General features: G+C 70.4%; 17 protein-coding genes. 7 read left to right on the top strand and 10 right to left on the bottom strand.

All coding sequences use genetic code 11. The annotated features are described in order from the left end of the window. Nucleotides 1-196: 196 nt before the first annotated feature. Nucleotides 197-349, top strand: a complete 153-nt coding sequence (locus tag KZ829_RS26680; protein WP_281428241.1) for a hypothetical protein — start codon at nucleotides 197-199, stop codon at nucleotides 347-349. A 117-nt stretch (nucleotides 350-466) separates the two neighbouring features. Here KZ829_RS26680 and KZ829_RS26675 read toward each other — a convergent pair whose 3' ends face one another. Then, nucleotides 467-1,414, bottom strand: coding sequence for a sulfotransferase domain-containing protein (locus KZ829_RS26675; protein ID WP_220146669.1), 948 nt, complete (start codon nucleotides 1,412-1,414; stop codon nucleotides 467-469). A 188-nt stretch (nucleotides 1,415-1,602) separates the two neighbouring features. Here KZ829_RS26675 and KZ829_RS26670 point away from each other — a divergent pair, with 188 nt between their 5' ends. Genes KZ829_RS26670 through KZ829_RS26660 form a run of 3 tightly spaced genes read left to right on the top strand, consistent with a single transcriptional unit; the run spans nucleotide 1,603 to nucleotide 4,623 of the window. Continuing rightward, nucleotides 1,603-2,502: an alpha/beta fold hydrolase gene (locus KZ829_RS26670; protein WP_220146668.1), complete on the top strand. Its 900-nt coding sequence runs from the start codon at nucleotides 1,603-1,605 to the stop codon at nucleotides 2,500-2,502. Continuing rightward, on the top strand, nucleotides 2,489-3,256 hold the full coding sequence (locus tag KZ829_RS26665) for a class I SAM-dependent methyltransferase (RefSeq protein WP_220146667.1): 768 nt from the start codon (nucleotides 2,489-2,491) through the stop codon (nucleotides 3,254-3,256). Before KZ829_RS26670 ends, KZ829_RS26665 begins: the two co-directional genes overlap by 14 nt. Then, nucleotides 3,253-4,623 carry an MFS transporter gene (locus tag KZ829_RS26660; RefSeq protein WP_220146666.1) on the top strand — a complete coding sequence of 457 codons (1,371 nt, stop codon included), beginning with the start codon at nucleotides 3,253-3,255 and terminating at the stop codon, nucleotides 4,621-4,623. Before KZ829_RS26665 ends, KZ829_RS26660 begins: the two co-directional genes overlap by 4 nt. Nucleotides 4,624-4,639: 16 nt before the next feature. Here KZ829_RS26660 and KZ829_RS26655 read toward each other — a convergent pair whose 3' ends face one another. The 9 genes from KZ829_RS26655 to KZ829_RS26615 form a co-directional block, all read right to left on the bottom strand. Next, a complete protein-coding gene (locus KZ829_RS26655) occupies nucleotides 4,640-5,602 on the bottom strand; it encodes a helix-turn-helix transcriptional regulator (RefSeq protein WP_220146665.1) in 963 nt (320 codons plus the stop codon). Nucleotides 5,603-5,608: 6 nt separating this feature from the next. After that, on the bottom strand, nucleotides 5,609-6,838 hold the full coding sequence (locus KZ829_RS26650; protein ID WP_220146664.1) for an SGNH/GDSL hydrolase family protein: 1,230 nt from the start codon (nucleotides 6,836-6,838) through the stop codon (nucleotides 5,609-5,611). After that, the gene (locus tag KZ829_RS26645; RefSeq protein WP_220146663.1) at nucleotides 6,835-7,353 is read right to left on the bottom strand and encodes an adenylyl-sulfate kinase; all 519 of its coding nucleotides are present in this window, start codon (nucleotides 7,351-7,353) and stop codon (nucleotides 6,835-6,837) included. The genes KZ829_RS26650 and KZ829_RS26645 overlap by 4 nt, the downstream gene beginning before the upstream one ends. Next, on the bottom strand, nucleotides 7,350-8,114 hold the full coding sequence (locus KZ829_RS26640) for a phosphocholine cytidylyltransferase family protein (protein WP_220146662.1): 765 nt from the start codon (nucleotides 8,112-8,114) through the stop codon (nucleotides 7,350-7,352). The genes KZ829_RS26645 and KZ829_RS26640 overlap by 4 nt, the downstream gene beginning before the upstream one ends. After that, nucleotides 8,111-8,716: a gamma-glutamyl-gamma-aminobutyrate hydrolase family protein gene (locus KZ829_RS26635; RefSeq protein ID WP_220146661.1), complete on the bottom strand. Its 606-nt coding sequence runs from the start codon at nucleotides 8,714-8,716 to the stop codon at nucleotides 8,111-8,113. The genes KZ829_RS26640 and KZ829_RS26635 overlap by 4 nt, the downstream gene beginning before the upstream one ends. After that, nucleotides 8,716-11,115 carry a PEP/pyruvate-binding domain-containing protein gene (locus KZ829_RS26630; RefSeq protein WP_220146660.1) on the bottom strand — a complete coding sequence of 800 codons (2,400 nt, stop codon included), beginning with the start codon at nucleotides 11,113-11,115 and terminating at the stop codon, nucleotides 8,716-8,718. The genes KZ829_RS26635 and KZ829_RS26630 overlap by 1 nt, the downstream gene beginning before the upstream one ends. A gap of 633 nt (nucleotides 11,116-11,748) precedes the next feature. Continuing rightward, on the bottom strand, nucleotides 11,749-12,441 hold the full coding sequence (locus KZ829_RS26625; RefSeq protein ID WP_220146658.1) for a response regulator transcription factor: 693 nt from the start codon (nucleotides 12,439-12,441) through the stop codon (nucleotides 11,749-11,751). Further along, nucleotides 12,438-13,922: a sensor histidine kinase gene (locus tag KZ829_RS26620; RefSeq protein WP_220146657.1), complete on the bottom strand. Its 1,485-nt coding sequence runs from the start codon at nucleotides 13,920-13,922 to the stop codon at nucleotides 12,438-12,440. Before KZ829_RS26620 ends, KZ829_RS26625 begins: the two co-directional genes overlap by 4 nt. A gap of 6 nt (nucleotides 13,923-13,928) precedes the next feature. Next, entirely contained in the window at nucleotides 13,929-14,300 is a 372-nt protein-coding gene (locus tag KZ829_RS26615) for a hypothetical protein (RefSeq protein ID WP_220146656.1), read from the bottom strand. 199 nt (nucleotides 14,301-14,499) lie between these two features. Between KZ829_RS26615 and KZ829_RS26610 the strand changes: the two genes are divergently transcribed. From KZ829_RS26610 to KZ829_RS26600, 3 genes are read left to right on the top strand one after another with little or no spacing between them, the layout of a single operon-like run. Next, nucleotides 14,500-15,582 carry a phosphotransferase gene (locus KZ829_RS26610; protein WP_220146655.1) on the top strand — a complete coding sequence of 361 codons (1,083 nt, stop codon included), beginning with the start codon at nucleotides 14,500-14,502 and terminating at the stop codon, nucleotides 15,580-15,582. Then, nucleotides 15,579-17,633 (top strand): polysaccharide deacetylase family protein, encoded by a 2,055-nt coding sequence (locus tag KZ829_RS26605; RefSeq protein ID WP_220146654.1) that lies wholly within the window; start codon nucleotides 15,579-15,581, stop codon nucleotides 17,631-17,633. The genes KZ829_RS26610 and KZ829_RS26605 overlap by 4 nt, the downstream gene beginning before the upstream one ends. Before the next feature lie 58 nt (nucleotides 17,634-17,691). Beyond that, nucleotides 17,692-19,575, top strand: coding sequence for an ABC transporter ATP-binding protein (locus KZ829_RS26600; protein ID WP_220146653.1), 1,884 nt, complete (start codon nucleotides 17,692-17,694; stop codon nucleotides 19,573-19,575). Nucleotides 19,576-19,714 lie beyond the last annotated feature (139 nt).

Below are 19,714 nucleotides of genomic sequence, written 5' to 3'. Positions count from 1 at the left end.
TCGGAATTACTGAGACGGGGGTCCAGGCAAATCCGGTGAATCGGGCGTCACTGATGGACAGCGATTGGTCGCCCACTGTCAACAATGAGATCGATTGATGGTCAGCAATCTCCACCACCGTCTGGCGCATGGATCGCCGAACCCTTCTTCGCAGCACCGTGGCCGGAGCCGGAGGCTTGGCTCTGCCCTTCACCGCGTGGTCGGCCGCGTACGCCGCCCCGCCCAGAACGCGACCGGACCCTACGGCGCGCTCCAGGCCGCCGACGCCAACGGCATCCAGCCGCCGGCCGGCTTCACCAGCACGGTGATCGCCCGCTCCCGGCAGACGGTGCCCGAGTCAACCTGCTGACCAGCACGTACGAGCTGGCGTACGACGACAGCCTGGTCGCCCCCGGGACGCCCCGCTGACCGGCGTCGACAACGTGACCGGGTCGTCGTACGGGGGCCTCTACGTCGCGGAGGCCAATCAAAGGTGGCGCGGATCCCGGAAATCATTCGTCGACATGCCTGGTATGGCCTTCTCGGCCGGGCGCCGGCCCTCAGCGCAGCTCGGGTCGTAGCCGTATTCCCCGGCCACGGCCCGCAGCTCCGTACCCGTGAAGAAGTCCGCCAGTTCCGGGGTCATCCAGCCTTTCCAGCCGTTGGTCCTGCCCTCCCGGATCACGCGGGGTGCGGCCTGGGCCGTACCGCCGGCCGAGACCTGGTCCTCATGAGCGCGCATCCTGGCGAAGGAGCTGGCCTCCACCGCCTCGGCGACGGCGCCGGCGTCGATGTCGACGCCGGCCCGGCGCAGCACGCCGGTGACGATCTCGGCCGGGCGGGTCTTCAGGTCCTCGAAGCGCAGCACCTCGGTACGGTCGTAGGCCCGCGCGTGCCCGGCCCAGGCGGTGTAGAAGGCGTGCCAGTCGTCGGCCGGGCTCGGGCTGAAGTCGCCGGGGCCGCGCAGCCACTGTTCGAACGTGCCGGGAACCTTGTCCCACTCCTCCTCGGCGAAGCCGGCGCGCCACTGGTAGCTGGCGTAGATGGCATCGCGCGGGTCGCGTACGAGGATCCAGACGCCGCCGATGGTCGCGCCGGCGAAGACCGACGGCGGATGGTGGGTCTTGACGAATCGAGGCCACAACCGGGTGGTGCGCTCGTCGGCGGCGTGGTCCTTGTCGTGCTGCGAGGCGAGGTGCTGGCGGTACGAGAGGTGCTGGTCGGCGACCACGGCGCGGCCGTCGGCGTGGAGCACCTCGGTGTAGGCGTCGACGTAGTTGAGTCCCAGTTCGGCGAGAATGTTGCCGATCAGGGACTGGCCGGAGCCGCCGTGGCTGGCGATGACGATGTCGTCGGGGCCGAGCCGGGTGACGTTGCGGCGGTAGAGATCGCTGACTCGGGCATCGGCGGTTCGCTCGTCGGGCAGGGTCGTCATGAACGAGTTCTCCTCGTCGGTCGATGAAGCTGAACCGATGCCCTGAACCACCGGACGGAACCCAGGCTTGCAGCTTCCGGCCAAAGGGGATCACGGCACCTTTCGGCCAGCGCCGGGCCGTTTGCCGGTGGGAGAGCGGGACATTACTCATCGTTGTCGCCCCCAAGGTGAAACGAGGTGTTTGACAGGTGTACGCAGATGTCCGCGGTGCCAGGCTCTTCTTCGACATCGACGGAGCGGGCCTCGTGCGGGACCGCGCCACGATGCGCCACAAGCCGGTGCTCTTCGTGGTCCCCGGTGGACCGGGCGGCGACCACAGCCGGCTCAAGGCGACCCTGGCACCGCTGGCCGACAAGGCCCAGCTGGTGTATTTCGACTACCGCGGCTGCGGATGGTCCGCGCCCGCACCGCCGGGGACCCACACGATGGACACCTATGTGGACGACGTCGAGGCGCTGCGGTCGCATCTCGGCCTCGACCGGATCGGGTTGCTCGGCATCTCCTACGGCGGCATGGTCTCGATGACCTATGCCACCCGCTACCAGCAGCACCTGAGCCACCTGATCCTCGTGGTCACCGCCCCCGACCACCGCTTCATGACGCGGGCGCAGGAGATCGTCGCGGAGCGTGGCACCGCCCGGCAGCAGTCCGCCGCGGCACGGCTGTTCCGCGGCGGGTTCGAGAACGTGGACCAGATGCGGGACTACTTCGAGACGATGGGCTCGATGTACGCCCAGCACTTCGACACGGCCGAGGAGCAGTCCTTCAAACCCCGGTTCAACCACGAGGCGATCAATGCCGCGTACGGCGTTGATCTCCACAAGTACGACGTGACCGACCAGCTTCCCGGGATCACCGTGCCCACCCAGGTGATCGGGGCGCGTCACGACTGGATCTGCGCTCCGGAGTTCTCGGTGGAGATCGCCGACCGCATCCCGGGCGCCCAACTGCGGATGTTCGAGAACAGCGGCCACAACGTGCAGGACGACGAGTACGGCGCCTTCATCGACGTGGTCCGCGGGTTCCTCGACTACCCGCCCCGGCACTCCCCCGACGAGAAGAAAGGTCTACCGCATGCCCGCCGTTGAGAAGTACGTGAAGTGGGACTACACCGACCTCGCCGCCACCTACACCCAGCGACCCTCGTACGCGCCGACGGCGATCGACCAGATCGTCGAGGCCACCGGCAAGCAGGGTCCGCGGGTCGCCGACGTCGGCGCCGGCAACGCTCATCTCACGGTCGACCTGCTGGCCCGCGGTTGTGTCGTGGACGCCGTCGAACCCAACGAGGCGATGCGCACGATCGGCATCGAGCGCACCGAGGGTGGCACGGTGACCTGGCACGTCGGCGTCGGCGAGGACACCGGCCTGGAGACGGACGCATACGACCTGGTGACGTTCGGTTCCTCGTTCGCCACCACCGACCGGCTGCTCGCCCTCAAGGAGACGGCACGGATCCTGCGGGAACGCGGTTGGTTCACCTGCATCTGGAACCACCGGGACCTCAACGACCCGATCCAGAACGAGGTCGAGACCATCATCCGCCGGCGTATCCCGGACTACGGCTACGGTGTCCGGCGTGAGGACCAGGCGCCGGTGATCATCGAGAGCGGCCTGTTCGAGCAGCCCACCACCGTGCGCGAACCGGTCCTGCACCGGGTGCCGGTCGAGGACTGGCTGGCCGCGTGGCGATCGCACGGCATCCTGGAGAGCCAGGCCGGTGACCGGTTCCCGGCGATCCTCGAGGACATCGACGCCTACGTGCGTTCGCTCGGCTCCGATCAGCTGGAGATCCCGTACGAGACGGTGGGCTGGATCGCCCGCCTGCGGCCGCGGCGGTGACCGACGCGGCGCCGTCGCCGACGGCACGTGTGGCCCAGGAGCGGCCGGCCGGCCGCTCCTGGGCCATCGCCCTGCTGCTCGCCAGCGCCTCGTTCCTGGTGCTCTTCGACAGCCTGGCGGTCGCCACGGCGCTGCCCGCCATCGGTGACGAGTTCGCGTTGCGGCCCGGCGTGCTCCAGTGGGTGGTCAGCCTCTACTCGCTGACCATCGGCGCCTTCCTGATCCTCGGCGGCCGGGTGTGCGATGTGTGGGGACGCCGCCGGGTCATGATGGCGGGGCTGGCCGTGTGCACGGGCGCCGGCCTGCTGGCCGGGCTCGCGCCGAACCTTGCCGTGCTGCTGGCCGGCCGGGGGTTGCAGGGTGTCGCCGCGGCGTTCGCGCTGCCCGCGGCGCTCTCCACCGCCGCCGGCGAGTTCGACACCGAGCCGTGGCGCAGTCGCGTCTTCTCGGTGATCGCGTTCGCGGCCTGGTCGGCCGGGCTGGCCGGCGCCATGCTCGGCGGTGTGGTCACCACGCAGTTCGGCTGGCGCTGGGTGTTCCTGGTGACGGTGCCGGTCGGCGCGGCGGCGCTGGCGGTGGCGCGGGTGCTGCTGCCGGCGGACCGGCCGGGCGCGGTGTCCGGCCAGCGGCTCAATGTCGCCAGCGCCGTGCTGGTCAGCGCCGGGCTGATCGTGCTGCTGCTCGGGTTGCAGGAGATCGGGGAGCACGGCGGCGTACGCGCGCCTCTGCTCGGTGGCGCCGGGCTGGCCCTGCTGGTGCTGCTGGTCGTGGTGGAGCGCCGGTCCGCGTACCCGATGGTGAAACCCGGCCTGCTCGCGTCGCGTCGCCGGGCCGGCAGCTACCTCGCGTTCGGCACCTACTGCGCCGGGTACACCGCCCTGATCGTGATCGGTAGCCAGGCCCTGCAGGAGAAGTACGGGCTCTCCGCCGACGCGGCCGGCCTGGCCCTGTCGCCGGTCCTGGTGGGCGGTGTGGTCAGCTCCACCCTGGGCCCGCTGCTGATGCGCCGCTTCAGCTCACGCACGATCGTGGTGACGGCGATGGCGCTGTGCGCGGTGTCGCTGACGCTGATCGCCACCTCCGACAGCGTGCCGCGGATGGTGCCCTGGCTGCTGCTGTGGGGGTTGTGCTCCGGCCCGATCTACGTGGGGCTCACCCGTGAGTGCATCAGCGACGCGCCGGAGGACGACCGGGGAACCGCTTCGGCGCTCTTCGAGTGCATGAGCCACCTCGGCGGGGCGCTGGCGGTGGCCGCCTTCATGACAATGCTCGGGGCGGGCATCGCCTTCCGCTCGGTGGAGCTGACCGGAGCGCTCGTGGTGGGGGCCGGCGCGCTGCTGACCCTGCTGCTGATCCCCCGGCGATGAGCGCGACGTGCGGGCCCTACAGCCATCCGCGCTGGGCGGCCTGCACCCCGGCCTGGAAGCGGCTGACCGCCTGGAGGCGGTCCAGCAGCAGGGACACGTGCCGCCGGACGGTGCGCACCGACACCCCCATGCTGCGCGCGGCGGTCTCGTCGGTGGCGCCGAGGGCGAGCAACTGCAGCAACGTACGGTCGTTGCCGCTCAGCCCGTCGACCGGCGCGCCGAGCGGCTGAGCCTGCCCCCAGCACGACTCGAACAGCGCCGCCAGCGTGCCCGCCACGACGTGGTCGATGAGCACCAGCATCTCCGTCTCGCCGTCGTCGCCATCGACGAACAGGGCCGCGGCGGCCCGGTCGACCACGAGCGCCGCGGCCGGCACCCGCGCTGTGGTGCGGACCTCGGCGCCGTCGCCGGCCAGGCGCCGCACGTGGGCCACGTCGTCGCCGCGCGCCAGCCGGTCGTGCGGGTAGAGCACCCGGATGGCCACGCCCCGGCGCAGCACGCGCCGGTCCAGGCCCGTCGACGCGCCGGTGAGCCCGGTGGCCGTGGGCCGGCCCGCCTGCAACGCGACGATCTCCCCGCGGGCGCCACGGACCAGTTCGTCGAGTTTGGCCTGCCGCAACCGTCCACGGATGCGCTGACCCGGAAGGTCACCGCCGTCACCTGACATCTGCTGCGCCATCAGGGCGGACAGGTGCACGCGTGCCTGCATGGCCTGCGCCCGCTGGCGCGCCGCGGCGGCCTCGATGTCGGCCAGCCGGCGGTCCACCACCACGTCGGGCGCGACCGGAGTGAGCCGGTCGGGCCGCTGGGTGTCGGCGATCAGTATGCCGGCGCCGATCAGTGCCCTGCGGCTGACCGTCACCTCGTCCTCGGTCGCGCCGAGCCGCCGGGCGATCTCGGCGGCCGTGCACTGCGGATGCCGCAGCCACATGGCGTACACCCTCTGGTCGGCCGGGGTGAGCCCCAGTGCGTCAAGCATCGGTCATCACCCCGCGTGGGATTCGGCGTCGGAGTGGAGCAGGGCGCCGACGACGGGCCGTAGCTCATCGGCGACCAGGGCGTTGCCGTGGTCGCTGCAGTGCGGTCCCAGCCGGCCGTAGGAGAAGAGTCCGGCCCGGTCGGGTTCCCGCCGGAACCTGCCGGTCATGTCGACGACCGGCAGGATGCCGGCCGCCTCCGCGGCGAACTGATGATGTGCCGTCGCGCCGTCGCCGCGTTCCAGGTCGGCCAGCTGCGGAATGATCAGCAGTACGGGATGTCTGCCCGCGTCCCGGCACACCGCCGCGAACCGTTCGACCAGGGCGCGCATGAGCCGGCGTGCCTGCGGGTCCGCGTACAGCCGGGCCGTCCACCGGGCGTTGTCGCGCAGGACCACACCGAACGCCGCACGGACCGCCTCCTCGCGGCGGCCGCGCGCCAGGCCGGCGGTGAGATGGGCCAGCACCGGCAGATGCCGGCGGGCCCGCCGCACGAGCTTCGGCAGGTACGGGAAGTGCAGCAGATCCGGGCGGAACTTGCCGGCGTGAAACGGATCGAGCGCGGTGATCTCGGCGAGGCGCTGCCGGTAGGTCGCGTACTGGCCGGGTTCGCGCACCGCTCCGGCATGCAGTCGCAGCCCCTGGGGGCCCAGGGTGAAGCGTGGTTTGAAGGCCAGGACGTTGCCGTACTCGAAGTAGTGCTTCCAGTACGAGTGCACGCGGGCGACGGTCTCCGGGACCACTCCCATGACGACGACCCGCGACTCGAGGTTCGGCAGTTCGCGTTCCAGGCGCAGCAGGGCCTGGTCCAGGCCGTAGTTGCCCACGCCGTAGTTGGCGGCGTTGACCCCGAGCGCCCGGGACAGGTGATGCGGCCAGGTCTGGTCGTCAGCGACCAGCCGGCAGAACGTGAACGAGTCCCCGAAGCAGGCGACCAGCGCCGGGTCCTGCTCGAAGCCGGGGTTGCGGCGGCGGCCGTGCTGGTCGACGGCGTAGCCGACCCGGCCGCCGTCGGTGGCCTCGTCGCCCTGTTCGCCGGGACGCCGGCACCAGCCCAGCTCCGGGTCGAACGACTTGGCGACATGCCGCTCGACCAGGCCGGGTGGGATCGGCGGCGTCAGGTCCGCCGGGGTGATCAGCCAGGGGAAGACGGGTTTGAGGCGTTTGACGAGGACGCTGACGCCGTACTCAGCGGCCAGGTATCCGGCCGCGAGAGCCGCCAGATGCCGGGCCCTCATCGGGCGGTCCGGGCGTGCAGCGCGGCGAGGATCCGGTCGGTCAGCTCGTCGGGTGTGCCGTCGCGTCCCGAGCTGTCCAGCACCAGGTCGGGGTCGGCCGGCCGGGGGAACGGGATGTCGACGCCGACCACGTCGTGACCGCGGCCCTGCAGCGCCGCCCGGTAGAGGCCCTTGGTGTCACGGTCGACGACGACGTCCATCGGCACGTCGAGAAACACCTCGAAGTAGCTGGACAGGTTCTCCCGGTTCCACGCCTGCCACCGCGGGAAGATGGAGAGCACCGCGGCGACCACGTGAATGTCCTGCCGGTCGAGCATCAGGCAGAGCTTGCTCAGCCGGGCGGCGTTGACCTCACGCCCGGCGACGTCGTGGGACAGGTCGCCGCCCCAGACGTCACGCAGCAGATCACCGTCGAGGTAGACGAGATTCGGCAGTTCCGGGCGCAGCCGTGCGGCGAGCCGGGTTCCGACGGTGGTCTTCCCGGCGCCGGAGAGACCGATCAGCCAAACGATCATGAGAGTTCCTTCCGTTGCTCGTCGAGTCGCAGATCGCCCCGGGCCACCAGGTCCTCGCAGACCGCGAGGTCGGTGCCGCTGTCGACCTCGCCCCAGGCGCCATCGCAGGCGACCGTCTCGATCCGCCGGCCCGCGCTCAGCAGCATCCGCAGCAGGCTGGTCATGTCCAGGGCGTCCACCTCGGCCGGCGACAGCGTGTCCAGCAACGCCCGTACCGCCGACCAGGCCGGCGGGGTGAAGCGCAGCAGGCCCATGTACTGGCCCTGGACCTCCTCCATGGTGGCCGGCCGGGCGCCGATGTCCGCCAGCGCGCCGTCCGCGGCCAGCCGGAACGTCTCGGCGTCGTCGCGGGGATCGGCGAAGCGCCGCCGCCACAGCTCGGCCCAGGCCGGGTCGTAGGCGATGGCCAGTTCGCCCGGCGCCGCGGCAAGGCGGCGTACGGTCGCGGCGCTGTAGACGATGTCGGCATAGGAGACCACGCACGGCCCCGCGGACAGCCACTTCTCGGCGGCGAGCAGGGAACCGACCATGTTGGTCTCGGCCCAGCGGGCGGCGTGCAGGACCGTCAGGTCCGCGGCGTCGACCAGTTCGCGACGGTAGCCCACGACGACGGCCAGATCGCTGATCCCGGCGGCGGTGAGCGCGGCACGCTGCCAGTCGAGCAGCGGCCGGCCGGCCAGCGGCACCAGGCACTTGGGCCGTTCGGCGGTCAGGCCGCCCAGGCGGCTGCCACGTCCCGCGGCGAGGATGATCCCCCTCATCGGGCACCGCCGAAGTGCTCCCGGATCACCTGCCGGTCCTCTTCGGCGAGGTCCGGCGCGAGGCGCTCGGGATGCCACATGAGGCCCAGTAGCGGCTCGGTCTCGTGCCGTACCGCCTTGACGACCCGGCCGGGCCCGGTGGCCCACGCCCGCAGCGGCGGGTGCACCGTGTTCGCCGCCCAGTGGTGGTAGCTGTTCACCACCCGGCTGCGGGTCCCGATGGTCACGGTCTGCCGGGCCGCGACGTGCCCGTCGACCCGTCGCAGGGGGATGCCGAAGCGGCGCAGCAGCAGTTGCATGCCCCGGCAGACGGCCACCACCGGCAGGCCGCACTCGTGCGCCACGTCGAGCAGTGCGGTCTCGGTGCGGTCCCGTTCGGGCGCGTCCCCGCCGAGTTCGGCGAGATCGTTGCCGCCGGTGAGCAGAATGCCGTGGACCGGGGCGGCGCGCACCAGGCGTACGGCGGCGTCGGCGTCGTTCGGCACCGGCATGCCGACCAGGCCGCAGTCGTGCAGAAACGGCCACCACCGCTGGTCGAGCGCGTCGCTGCGGGTGCCGTGCACGGGGTCGACGACCACGCGCTGAGTGACGGCGATACGCATCATCGGAGGATCTCCACGCGGTGGTTGAGGCAGTCCACCCTGAGGTACTCGGCTGCCGCCCAGCGGTTGTACAGGACCTCGCCGGCGCCGATGACCGCCGGGATGCCGAACTGGTGTGCGCGGATCGCCATGTGGGAGTTCGCGCCGCCGTAGCGGGTGATGAATCCGGCGACCCCCTCGGAGAAGATCCAGTCGTAGCCGGGGTCACCACTGGGCAGCATCATGATCTTGCCCGCCAGGTCGGCCGGATGCGCCGAGACCAGCTCCACCCGCCCGGCCGCGCACTCCTGGGTGACATAGTTCGGCTCCGTGCTGGGCAGGTGGAACGCCTTCACGTCGGCCGGTTCGGTGATCATCGGCGGGAGCACCAGCCGGCGGGTGAGCTCGTAGCGCCGCCGGCCCTCCGCGGAACACCGGCGCAGCACCGTGGCGGGGCTCTCGGCGCCGCGGTGCAGCTCGTCGACGCAGTCCACGTCGAGGTACGACATCTCCTCGGCGTCCATGCCGACACCGCGGCCCAGCTGGGTGAAGAGCGACAGCGCCTCGCTCAGGTGCCGGGTGAACTCGAACTTGGAGTTCTCCCGCAGCTCGATGCTGGTGATGATGAAGTTCAGCAGCCCGTACGCGTCCTGCTCCAGGCGGTGCTGGCGCAGCAGGTCATCGATCAGGTGCATGGTCGGCGCCGGCAGCCGGAACGGCTCGGGCGCCGCCAGCTTGACCCGCGAGTTCGGCCAGTCGAAATAGCCGTCGGGCTCCTCGTCGTAGCGCGGGGAGCGGATGTCGTACGTTCCGGGGCGCAGAAAGCCGTACCGGCGCAGGAACTCGGCACGCGAGAGCCCCGTGCGGTCGCGCAGCATCCGGTTGGTGACCGTGTCCAGCGAGGCCATCAGCCGGGCGACGTCCTTCTCGGTGAGCACCTCGGTGTCCACCAGCGACCGCAGGATCTCGGTGGCGATGAACCCCAGTCGGGCGAAGCCGGCGAAGGCCAGGGTTCCGAACCGGCGGCAGTCCTCCAGCAGCCAGTAGATCTGGGTCGGCAGGTCCAGGTCGGACTGGCGAACCTCGCCCAGCTTGGCGCGCAGCGACGCGATGCTCGCCAGGTCCTCCCGGCGCGCCGGGTGCTCCGGATCCATCAGCTGGTTGGTCAGGGTCCGCAGCGCGCTGACGAGGTCGTCGCGCTCCCGCACGCTGAACAGGTGCTCCGCCTGGTTGCTCAGGCGTTCCTGCAGGGTCAGCGAGTAGCAGGAGAACACGACGTCGAACTCCACCTTGTCGTGCAGTTCCGGGTTCGCGGCCAACCGGTCGATGTAGTGGTCGACCAGCCGTTCGGCGAGCTCGTCGTCGATCGAGGCGGGAATCAGCGAGTTGCAGCTCTCCCGGACACCGATGTACGGCAGACCGAAGAAGTCCACCATCAGCGGGAACCCGCGGACGTCGCGGTACCCGTACCGGGCCCGCTGATCTGCCCAGAGACCGTCGGTGATCAGCCGCCGGTACAGCGAGAGGGCGAGCGGGTGCGGCCGGGTGCCCACGATCTCCGCGGGGTTCCAGTCCGGCATGACCCCGAAGACCGTGCGCTTGCCACGCAGGTGGGGATGCGGTTGGGCGGCCGTGCGGACCTTGGTCGCGATGGCGGTCAGCGCCTGTTCGTGGTCGACGTTGTCGAGCAGGGTCTCGACCACCATCGGCCGCACCTGCAGCAGATAGAGATCGCCGGTGTCGTCGAACGCGAACTCGATGTCGAGGTTGTCGCGCTCCAGCAGCTCCTCCAGCTCCCGGGAGAGATCCGTCAGCCGTTGCAGGTGGGGATCGCCCCGGCCGGTGCCGCTGGTCTTCCAGGCGTAGAAGGTGCGCAGCCGGGCCCGTGCCCCGCTGGTGACCGCCGCGGAGTCACCGTTCTCCTCATAGTTGATCACCAGGTACGGGGCGCCGGTGTTGGGATCGCACGTGAAGACGACCCCGGTCATGGTGGCGTTGACGACCAGCGGCTGCACCAGCACCAGCTCCTCGCCGAATCCGTCCAGGACCGCCGTCTCCGGCCGCTGCCGGTAGGAGTCGATGACCGCGTCGACCGCTTCGCGCAGCCCTTGCCTGCCGGCGACGCCGGCCACCGACAGGTAGCTGCCCGGCATCAGGGTTCCGGCGTCGTCCTCCCTGCGGGTGCTGCTGCGCACGATCAGCGGCTGACCGCCCCATGGCCGGCTCAGCACGTCGTCGAGCAACCGGTCCGGGCCGGACTGCCAGGCGTCGACCGGGAAGTACAGCAGAGGGAGCACCCGGGCCGTGCGGACCAGTGGCGCGAGCTGCTCGAGTGTTTCGGCCTTCGAGCCCAGCAGGGCGGCGGGTGAGCCGCGCTGCATCCCGTACGCCGACGAGGAGTTGCTCGCCGGAGAGGTCAAGGCAGGGTGGTGTAACGCCATGATGCTCCTTCGTTTCCGGGCGTGCTCAGGGCAGCAGGAATCCCGTCGTGAGGTCGTGGATGCGCCCGGCGGAAACCGGCAGGCGAGCGCCGTCGAGGCGAAGCGGTGGTGAACATCCGCTACGCCGATCGTTCTTCTGGAGTCTTTTCGGTAACTCCCGCTGAACATCCTGCTACCCGAGCGAATGCGAGGTTAACGACCCCATGGTTTCGTCATCTGAAGTTGACCCACAGTGGACAGTTGGTGCTGTCCGATGCGTCCTGAGCTTGACAATCTCGGCGTAGAAACATTTGTTAATAGATAGACAACCGACATTGTTTAAAATCGTGTGATATCTTGCCGAACCCTTCCCGGGCGGTCACCAGGGGATACGGCCGCCTCACCCCGGGCCTTGTCGCGGGCACCCACGACGACCTCGCCGGATTCGACACCGAAGACCTGTTGACCGAGCAGCTGATCGCCATCCTGCCCGCCGGACATCCCCTCGCCACCCGCACGTCACCGACCATGGCTGACCCACCGGCGGGCCGTGTCGGCGTGCACCTGACCCAGAGTCACGAGCAGCGGGTGGGCATACCGCCCACCAGCGTCTCAGCAGCCGCCGCCGTCGGCTCAGTCCGTGGTGTGGGGTGGAGGATGTGCGTGCAGGCGGTATCCCATTCCGCGCAGTGTTTCGATCCGGGAGTCGCCGAGTTTTCGGCGTAGGTAGCGGACATAGACCTCGACGACGTTGGAGCCGGGGTCGAAGTCCAGGCCCCATACCTGGCTCAGCAGTTGTTCCCGGGTCAGGACCTGGTCGACGTGGCGGAACAACACTTCAGCGAGGGCGTACTCGCGGGCGGTCAGCGCTACCTCCGCCGCGCCGCCGTCGATCAGAATCTTGCGGGTGCGCAGGTCGAGGGTCATGTCGCCGGCACGTAGCATTGTCGGCTCCGGTGCGTGTCCCGGCCCTCTGAGCCTGAGCCGGACGCGGGCGAGAAGCTCATCGAAGCCGAAGGGCTTGCGGATGTAGTCGTCGGCGCCGCTTTCCAGGCCGGTGACGGTGTCGGCGACGCTGTCGCGGGCGGTCAGTACGACCACGGGTAGGTCGATCTTCTCGGCGCGCAGCAGGCGCAGAACGGTCAGGCCGTCGGTGACAGGTAGGCCGAGGTCGAGCACCATCAGGTCGAACGCGCCTGTTCGGGCGTACTGGTAGGCCGACTCACCGTCGGTGACCACGGTGACGACGAACCCGTTGCTGTTCAGGCCGCTCTCCAGAAACGAGGCGATCCGGGGTTCGTCCTCGGCGACCAGGACGCGGTTCATCGGTGGGTCCTGGGCAGGTCGGCGGCTGTGGTGGCAGCAGCGGGATCGTGTGGACGGCAGGCCGGGGTCAGGGGCAGGTCGAGGGTGAATGTTGAGCCCTTGCCCGGAGTGCTGTCCAGCAGTACCCGACCGCCGTGGGCGTGGGCGATGGAGGCGACGATGGCCAGGCCGAGGCCGGCGCCGCCGCGGCTTCGGCGGCCGTGGTGATCGAGGCGGGTGAAGCGGTCGAAGATGCGGGTGCGGTCCTCAGGTGCGATGCCGGTGCCGGTGTCGGTGACGCTGAGCCGCAGCCGGTCGGTGACCGTCGAAGCGCCGATGGAGATCCGGTCGGTGGGCCGGGTGTGGCGTACGGCGTTGGCGGCCAGCTGCATCAGCGCCTGGGTCAGCCGTTGGTTGTCGGCGAGCACCGTCTGCTCGGTGAGGCCGGACACCGTCCAGTGCCGGTCGCCCAGGGCGCTGGCCTTGGCCAGGACCTGCATCACCAGGTCGGTGACATCGACTTCGGACAGGTCCAGGAAGTCGGGGCGTTCGGCTTTGGCCAGCAGCATCAGGTCGTCGACCAGGCGGTTCATCCGTTGCAGTTCGTCCAGCACGAGGGCGAGGGTCCGTGTCCGTTTCGCCGGGTCTTCGCTGATCAGTTCGAGGTGGCCGCGGATCACGGTGATCGGGGTACGCAGCTCGTGGCTGGCGTCGTCGAGAAACTGCCGCTGGCCGGCGAAGGCGCTCTGCAAGCGGTCGAGCATCTCGTTGAAGGTGCGGGCCAGGGCGGCGACGTCGTCAGTGCCGGTCACGGTGATCCGTTGATCGAGGTCGGACTCGCGGATCGTCTCCGCGGTCCGCCGGAGGGTTCGGATCGGGGCCAGGACCCGACCGGCGACCTGCCAGCTCGCCAGACCCGCCAGGCTCAGCGCCACGAAGCTGACCACGCCCAGCACCCGGACCGTCGAGGCGACGCGCTCCTTGACCGGTGCGGCGAACTCGACCACCACCAGGGCTCCGAGGTCCGGAGCGCCCTCGAAGCGCACCGGGAAGACGGCGTACCGGACCGGGCCGGCAGTGCTGGTCACTGTTCCCGTCTGCGGCTGCCCCAGCCCGGCGATCCGGCCCACGAACTGCGGATCGGTGTCCAGCCGGGCCAGCGGCTCGGTGCGGGCGCGATGCGCGGGACGGCCGTCGATCAGGCTGAACAGCGTCTCATCGGCGTCGGGAACGGCCTCCGCGAGGTAGCCGGCGAGCAGGCCACGAACCTCACGGTAGGGCTTGCCTGTTGCGGGGTCCACGGTCCGTCCCGCATAGTCACGCAGCTTATGGCCCTCATGGACCAATTCCTGGTCGAGTTCGGCCTCGGCCCGTTCGGTCAGCACGCGGGCGGCGATGAGTAGTTCCGCGCTCAGCGCCAAAGCCACCAGCAGCATCATCCAGCCGATGATCCGGCTGCGGGCGCTCAAGCTCGCGGCACGGGGCGCAGGGTGGCGAAACATGGCGATTCACCTGTCGGCGCAGTCGTCGTCGATGCCGTCGTCGTCATCGTCGTCGTCTCCGGCTGTCGGCGCGGGTCCGTTGGTCACCCTGGTGGCTCCCGGCGGTGCTGGGGTTCGGGCGGAAGGGGTGGTGGCCGGAGCCGAGGTGGCGGTCCCCGACGAAGGCGGTGCGGGAGCGCGGGTCGCCGGGTCGCCCGGCTGGGTCGAGGCGCCGATCGCGGGAGCGGTCGCGGGCGCGGTCGGCCGGTTGCCGGCGGGGACCACGACCACGCCGCCCACGTCCAGCGGTGGATGCGTGAACAACGCTCCACCGATCATCCACGCGGCAGCCAAGAGCAGCGGTACCGCCAGCAGCGCCGCCAGCCGGCGACCAGTCATGCCATCAAGTCTCCGTCGCAGCCTTGCGGCCGGATGAGCCAACGATGAGAAAACTCTCAGGTCCGCGGCGATGCTCGCGGCCGGCGACGACCCGCTGACCGATATGAGAGGGCTCTAAGGCAGGGCCAAGGCGGGTGTCATCCGGGGCGCACAACCTCGTAGACGAGGAATCCGGTAACGGCCGTAGGAGCGGGTGAACATGACGGTCTCGCAGCACCAGCCCCCGTCCAGCCCTGGACGACTGCTGACGTCCGGTCAGGTGAACCCAGCCGTAGCTCTGCGGCCAGGGTTCGACACCATCGCTTCCCGGGAGGCCATGCGGTGGGCGCGCAACGTCCTGGCCACGGCGGTTCCGCCTCTGGCCGGCAGCCTGGACCAGGTCGTCATGCTGCGTGATGGCCACAGGCGGTTGGCTCTGCTCGAACTCTGCGACGGCCGGTGGTTGGCGCTCAAGCAGTACCGCGACAGCCAGGGCGCCTGGACCCGGAAATGGTTGCAGCGGCTGACCGATGCGGGTTTCGCCCCACCGGCCCGATTCGCGGTGACTCCAGCGCGGGGATGGTCCGGTATCCACCACACCCTGGTCACCGACGTGGCTGGCGGTCATCCCTGGACCCACTGGTTGCGGGCTCCAGCCGCCGGCTGCGCCGCCGCGGTCGCCGCCGCCGACTGGCTGATCCGGTTGCAGTCGCTGTCGGTGACGCTGCCCGACCGCACCCGTTACCGCGCCGGGGAGCAGCTGCGCTGGCAAGCCGGCCGGCTCGCCGACCAGTATCCGGATCACGCCACCCGGCTGCTGCGGGTCGCCGAGACGACCCACCGACTGTTGCACGACAACCGGCAGGCGGCCGGCCCCGGCCTGGTGCCCTCCCACGGAGACCTACACCCGGAGAACCTGCACGTGACACGGGGTGGATCGCCCACGGTGACCGCCATCGACGTCGACACCGCAGGGTTGCGCCGGCCGTCCTACGACGTCGGCTATGCCCTGGCCCAACTGCTGGTCGCCTCATGGATGCGCACCGGATCGTTCCGGCCCGGAGCCGGCGCCGGCCTGGCGTTCTGGCGCCGATGGACTGCCCACAACGGCACCGACGCCGACGCCGTGCCGGCCGAGGTCGCCCGCACCCTGATGCAGAGCCTGCACTTCGAGCTGATCACCTACCGCACCGCCCGGACAGCCCTGCTCGACCGCTGGCTGGACATCGCCGAGGCAGTGCTCGCCGACGGCCTCTGTGCCGCCTTCCACACCCTCACCACCGTCCAGGAGCCCGTGCCATGACTGCCGCCCCGATCGCCTTCGTCCACCACGCCAACCAGTTCGTGATCACCGACGGGTACGCCGACCGGGACGGGATCAGCACCATCGCCGCCAGCTACGACGCGGTCCTGTCGCTGCACGTCGAACTCGGCGTCCCAGCTTCGCTACACATATCCGGCCCGGTGCTGGAGGCCATCGCCTGGCACCGGCCCGCCCTGCTGGCCCGGCTTCGCCAGCACCTGGCCAGCGGGGTGGTCACCCTGATCGGCGGCACCTACGGGGAGAACGTCATGCCGCTGTCCTCGCCCCGACACAACCGCCGACAGCTGCGGGCCTTCCACGATCTCGCCGAGGATCTACTCGAAGTTCCCCGCCAGCAGCTGAGGACCGCCTGGGTGCCCGAACGGGTGTGGGACACCGCGTCGTGCGCGCCGCCGCTGCGCGACACCGCCGCTACCGGCGTGCGCTACCAGCGGGTGCTGCTCGACGATCGGCTGGCCCATCCCCTGCGCGAGGGCCGCTACCCGGGCAGCGCGCGGGAAGCCTTCGACTCCGCCGGCCCGTACCGCTGGCACAGCGACGGTTTCCCCGCCAGCGTCCACGGCCGGCTGCACTGCCCATCGCTGATGCCGTACCGGATCGCCGACGGCCAGGGGCTGGTCGCCGTCCCCATCGCCTCCCACCTGCGCTACCTGGTGCCGCCGCACAACCCCGACCACCTCCGGCTGCTCACCGAACTCGGCGAAGACGCCCGACAGGCCCCCGAGGGATCACTGCTCGTCTTCGCCGACGACCTCGAACGGGTCGCCGGCGTCGCCGGCTGGGAACAAGGACTGGAGCGCTACGCACGGTTCCTGCGCTGGCTGAGCCACAGTCACGCGGTACGCCCGGTCGCGCTCGACGACTGGTGCGGTCAGATCGACCCCGCACCCGAGCTACCCGTCGAGGCCGGCACCTACTACGAACTGGCCCACCAGCACGGCGCCGGCGAGAACTACGCCCCATGGGCCGACGACCCACGCTGGCGCCCGCGCGCCGAACGCCTCGATCACGTGGAAGCCGCCCTCGAACAGGCCGAGAACGACGACGCCGACCCCACCTTGTGCGCGCTGGCCGAACGGCTGGTGCTGCTCGGCCGCCACGAGACCGCCTGGCAGGATCCCGACACCGAAAGCGGCCGCGCCCCCGCCCCGTGGGTGCAGGCCACCGCCGCCCACGCCGCCGACGCGTTGCCCGTGCTCGCCGCCGCCCGCTGGGCCGCCGACCCGAGCCCGCACGGTCTGCGGGTCCTGGTCACCGACGTGGACGAGGACGGCGGCGACGAGGTCGTTCTCAGCAGTGACCGGCTGTTCGCTGTGCTCTCCCCGCGTCACGGGGGCCGTCTCAGCCTGCTCGTGCGCCGCGACACCCACACCGGCACGGCTCCGTGCGCGGTGATGCTCGTGGGCAACCCGGCCGACCACTGGAACTTCCAGGCCGAGCTGCACCAGCACATGCGGACGCCGCCCAACCATCCGGGCGCGCTGGCCGTGCTCGGCACCGAGACCCACCGGCACGAGCTGGGCCGCGTCACAGTCACCCCCGCGGCCGCGGTCGTTGAGCTGATCGACGTCGAGCCCGGCCCCGACCGGGGCCTGACCAAGCAGATGCTCCTGACCGCCGACGGCACCGCCCTGGTGGTGTGCGTACGGCGCAGCGGCCTACCCGGAGAACTGCGCACCACCGTCGCGCTGTCCCCGAACTACCCGACGCTGCTACGGGCCGGCCGGTGCCACACCGACCTGCGCCAGGGCCGAACCTGGTGGGGCGCCAGCACCCCCATGATCGACGCATGGGTCGCGCACGACCCGGCCGAACACACCGGCCAGTTGGTCGCCACCAGCCCGACCACCGGGCACGCCCTGGTCGGCGCCGTCGACGGCTGCGGCCGCCACCTGCACCTGGTGCTGGGCACCGGCCCGGTCGACGACAGCACCGGCGCGGCACACATCGCCGCCGCGAACGCCCAACTACACGCGGCCGCGCCGGCCAGGCAAACCGACAGGATGCCCACGACGGTCGGAGCCAGGTGAACACGACCATGATCCATACGCGAAGAGATCCAGCATCGTCGAGAGGCAAGGAGTGACCGTGTTTGAGATCCTGCGCCGTTTCGGCCCCAACCTACGCCCCTACCGACCCAGGATGATGGCCGGTGGCGTGCTGGTGATGCTGGTGGCGGCCGTCGAACTCGCGCAGCCATGGCCGCTGATGGTCGTCGTCGACGACGTCCTGCGACAGCGCCCGCCCAGCGGCCTGTTCGGCAATCTGCTCGGTCCGGTCGCCGACTCCCCGACAGCCGTGCTCGCCGTCTGCGCCCTGTCCCTGGTTGCGCTCGCCGCACTGGCCGCGCTCGGCACCTACCTGGCCTCCCGGCTGCTGCAGGGCGTCGGGGAGCGGCTCGTCGCCGACCTACGCACCGACATCTTCGACCACCTGCAACGTTTGTCCCTTACGTTTCACGACCAGCAACGGGTCGGGGACCTCGCCACCCGGCTGACCGGCGACGTGACAGCCATCCAGGCGCTGCTGGTAGCCGCATTCAGCACGCTACTGCCCAACCTGGCCCTGCTCATCGGCATCGTCATCGTGGCGATCGCGATCCAGCCGGTCTTCGCCGTGCTGCTGCTGTGCGTCACCCCGGCGCTGTATGCCGTCGTCCGGCACTACCGCGGCGCCATCAAGCACGCCTCCCGCGAAGCGCGTACCCATGAGGGCCGGGTCTCGGGCCACGTCACCGAGACCCTGACCACGATCCGCCTGGTGCAATCCTTCGCCGCGGAGCGCCGCGTTCTGGAGCGGTTCCGCGTCCACAACCGAGCCCGGCTCGACGCCGGACTCCGCGCCGTCGAACTGCAATCACGGCTTCCCGCCGCGGTCGAACTCGTGGCCCAGGCCGGCCGCGCCACCGTGTTGTTCGTAGGTGCCACCCTCGTATTGCGCGGCCAGCTCAGCCTGGGTGTCCTGCTGGTGCTGCTGGCCTACCTGCAACAGGTGTACGCCCCGATGAAAGCCCTTGCCCGGCTCACCTCGACGATCAGCAAGGCACAGGCCGGCACCGAACGCGTGGAAGAGGTGCTGCGGTCCACCGCGGTGGTCCACGAACGCCCCGATGCCATACCCGCTCCCCGGCTGTCCGGCGACGTCGAACTCAGAAACGTCTGCTTCGGCTATCAGCCCGACCAACCCGTCCTGCACGAGGTGTCCCTGCACGTCCGCCCCGGCCAGGTCGTCGCCTTCGCCGGGCACACCGGGGCCGGCAAGTCCACCATCGCCACCCTCGTACCCCGCCTCTACGACGTCACCGCGGGCCAGGTTCTCCTCGACGGGCACGACGTCCGCGACCTCACCCTCCGCTCGGTACGCAGTCAGGTCGCCGTCGTCCTCCAAGAACCACTGATGGTCTCCGGCACGATTCTCGACAACATCGCCTACGGCGCCCCCCACGCCAGCCGCGACGAGCTGCTCGCCGCCGCGCAAGCCGCCTACGTCGACGAGTTCGTCGACCGCCTCCCACACAAGTACGACACCCAGGTCGCCGAGGGTGGCCTCTCGCTGTCCGGCGGACAGCGACAGCGCGTCGCCATCGCCCGCGCCCTCGCCGCGGACACCCCCATCGTGGTGCTCGACGAACCCACCAGCGGACTGGACCCGGTCAGCGAGTCCTACGTGATGCGCGGGCTGGCCCGGCTCACCGCAGGACGCACCGTCCTGGTCATCGCCCACCGCCTGACCACCCTGCGCCACGCAGACCAGGTATACGTCATCGACCACGGCCATATCGTCGAAGCAGGCACCCACGCCGAACTCTCCACCCGGCCAGGACGATTCCGCGACATGAACGAACTACTGGCCGCGCCGTCGCTAGCCAGCTCGTCCAGCGCCTCGACCGTAGCCGGACATCATCACAGCACCCAGCCTCAAGGACCGGTGAACCACGAGTATCAAGATTCCCCAGTCCGCGGCTCGCCGTAGTTTCCGGAGTTCCGGGCCCCCTGTGCTGATCCGTCTTCCGGCCAGGCTCGATCTGGGCGAGACGGTGGGTACGCACCACGCACTTGCTCAGCACTGCCAGGAACCTGGCACCGCCGGCGGTTGCGGTCTCCGTCCCGAT

Origin of the sequence: Actinoplanes hulinensis (genome assembly GCF_019429605.1) — a bacterium.
Lineage (GTDB): Bacteria > Actinomycetota > Actinomycetes > Mycobacteriales > Micromonosporaceae > Actinoplanes > Actinoplanes campanulatus.
This window is presented reverse-complemented; position numbering and strand designations above follow the sequence as displayed.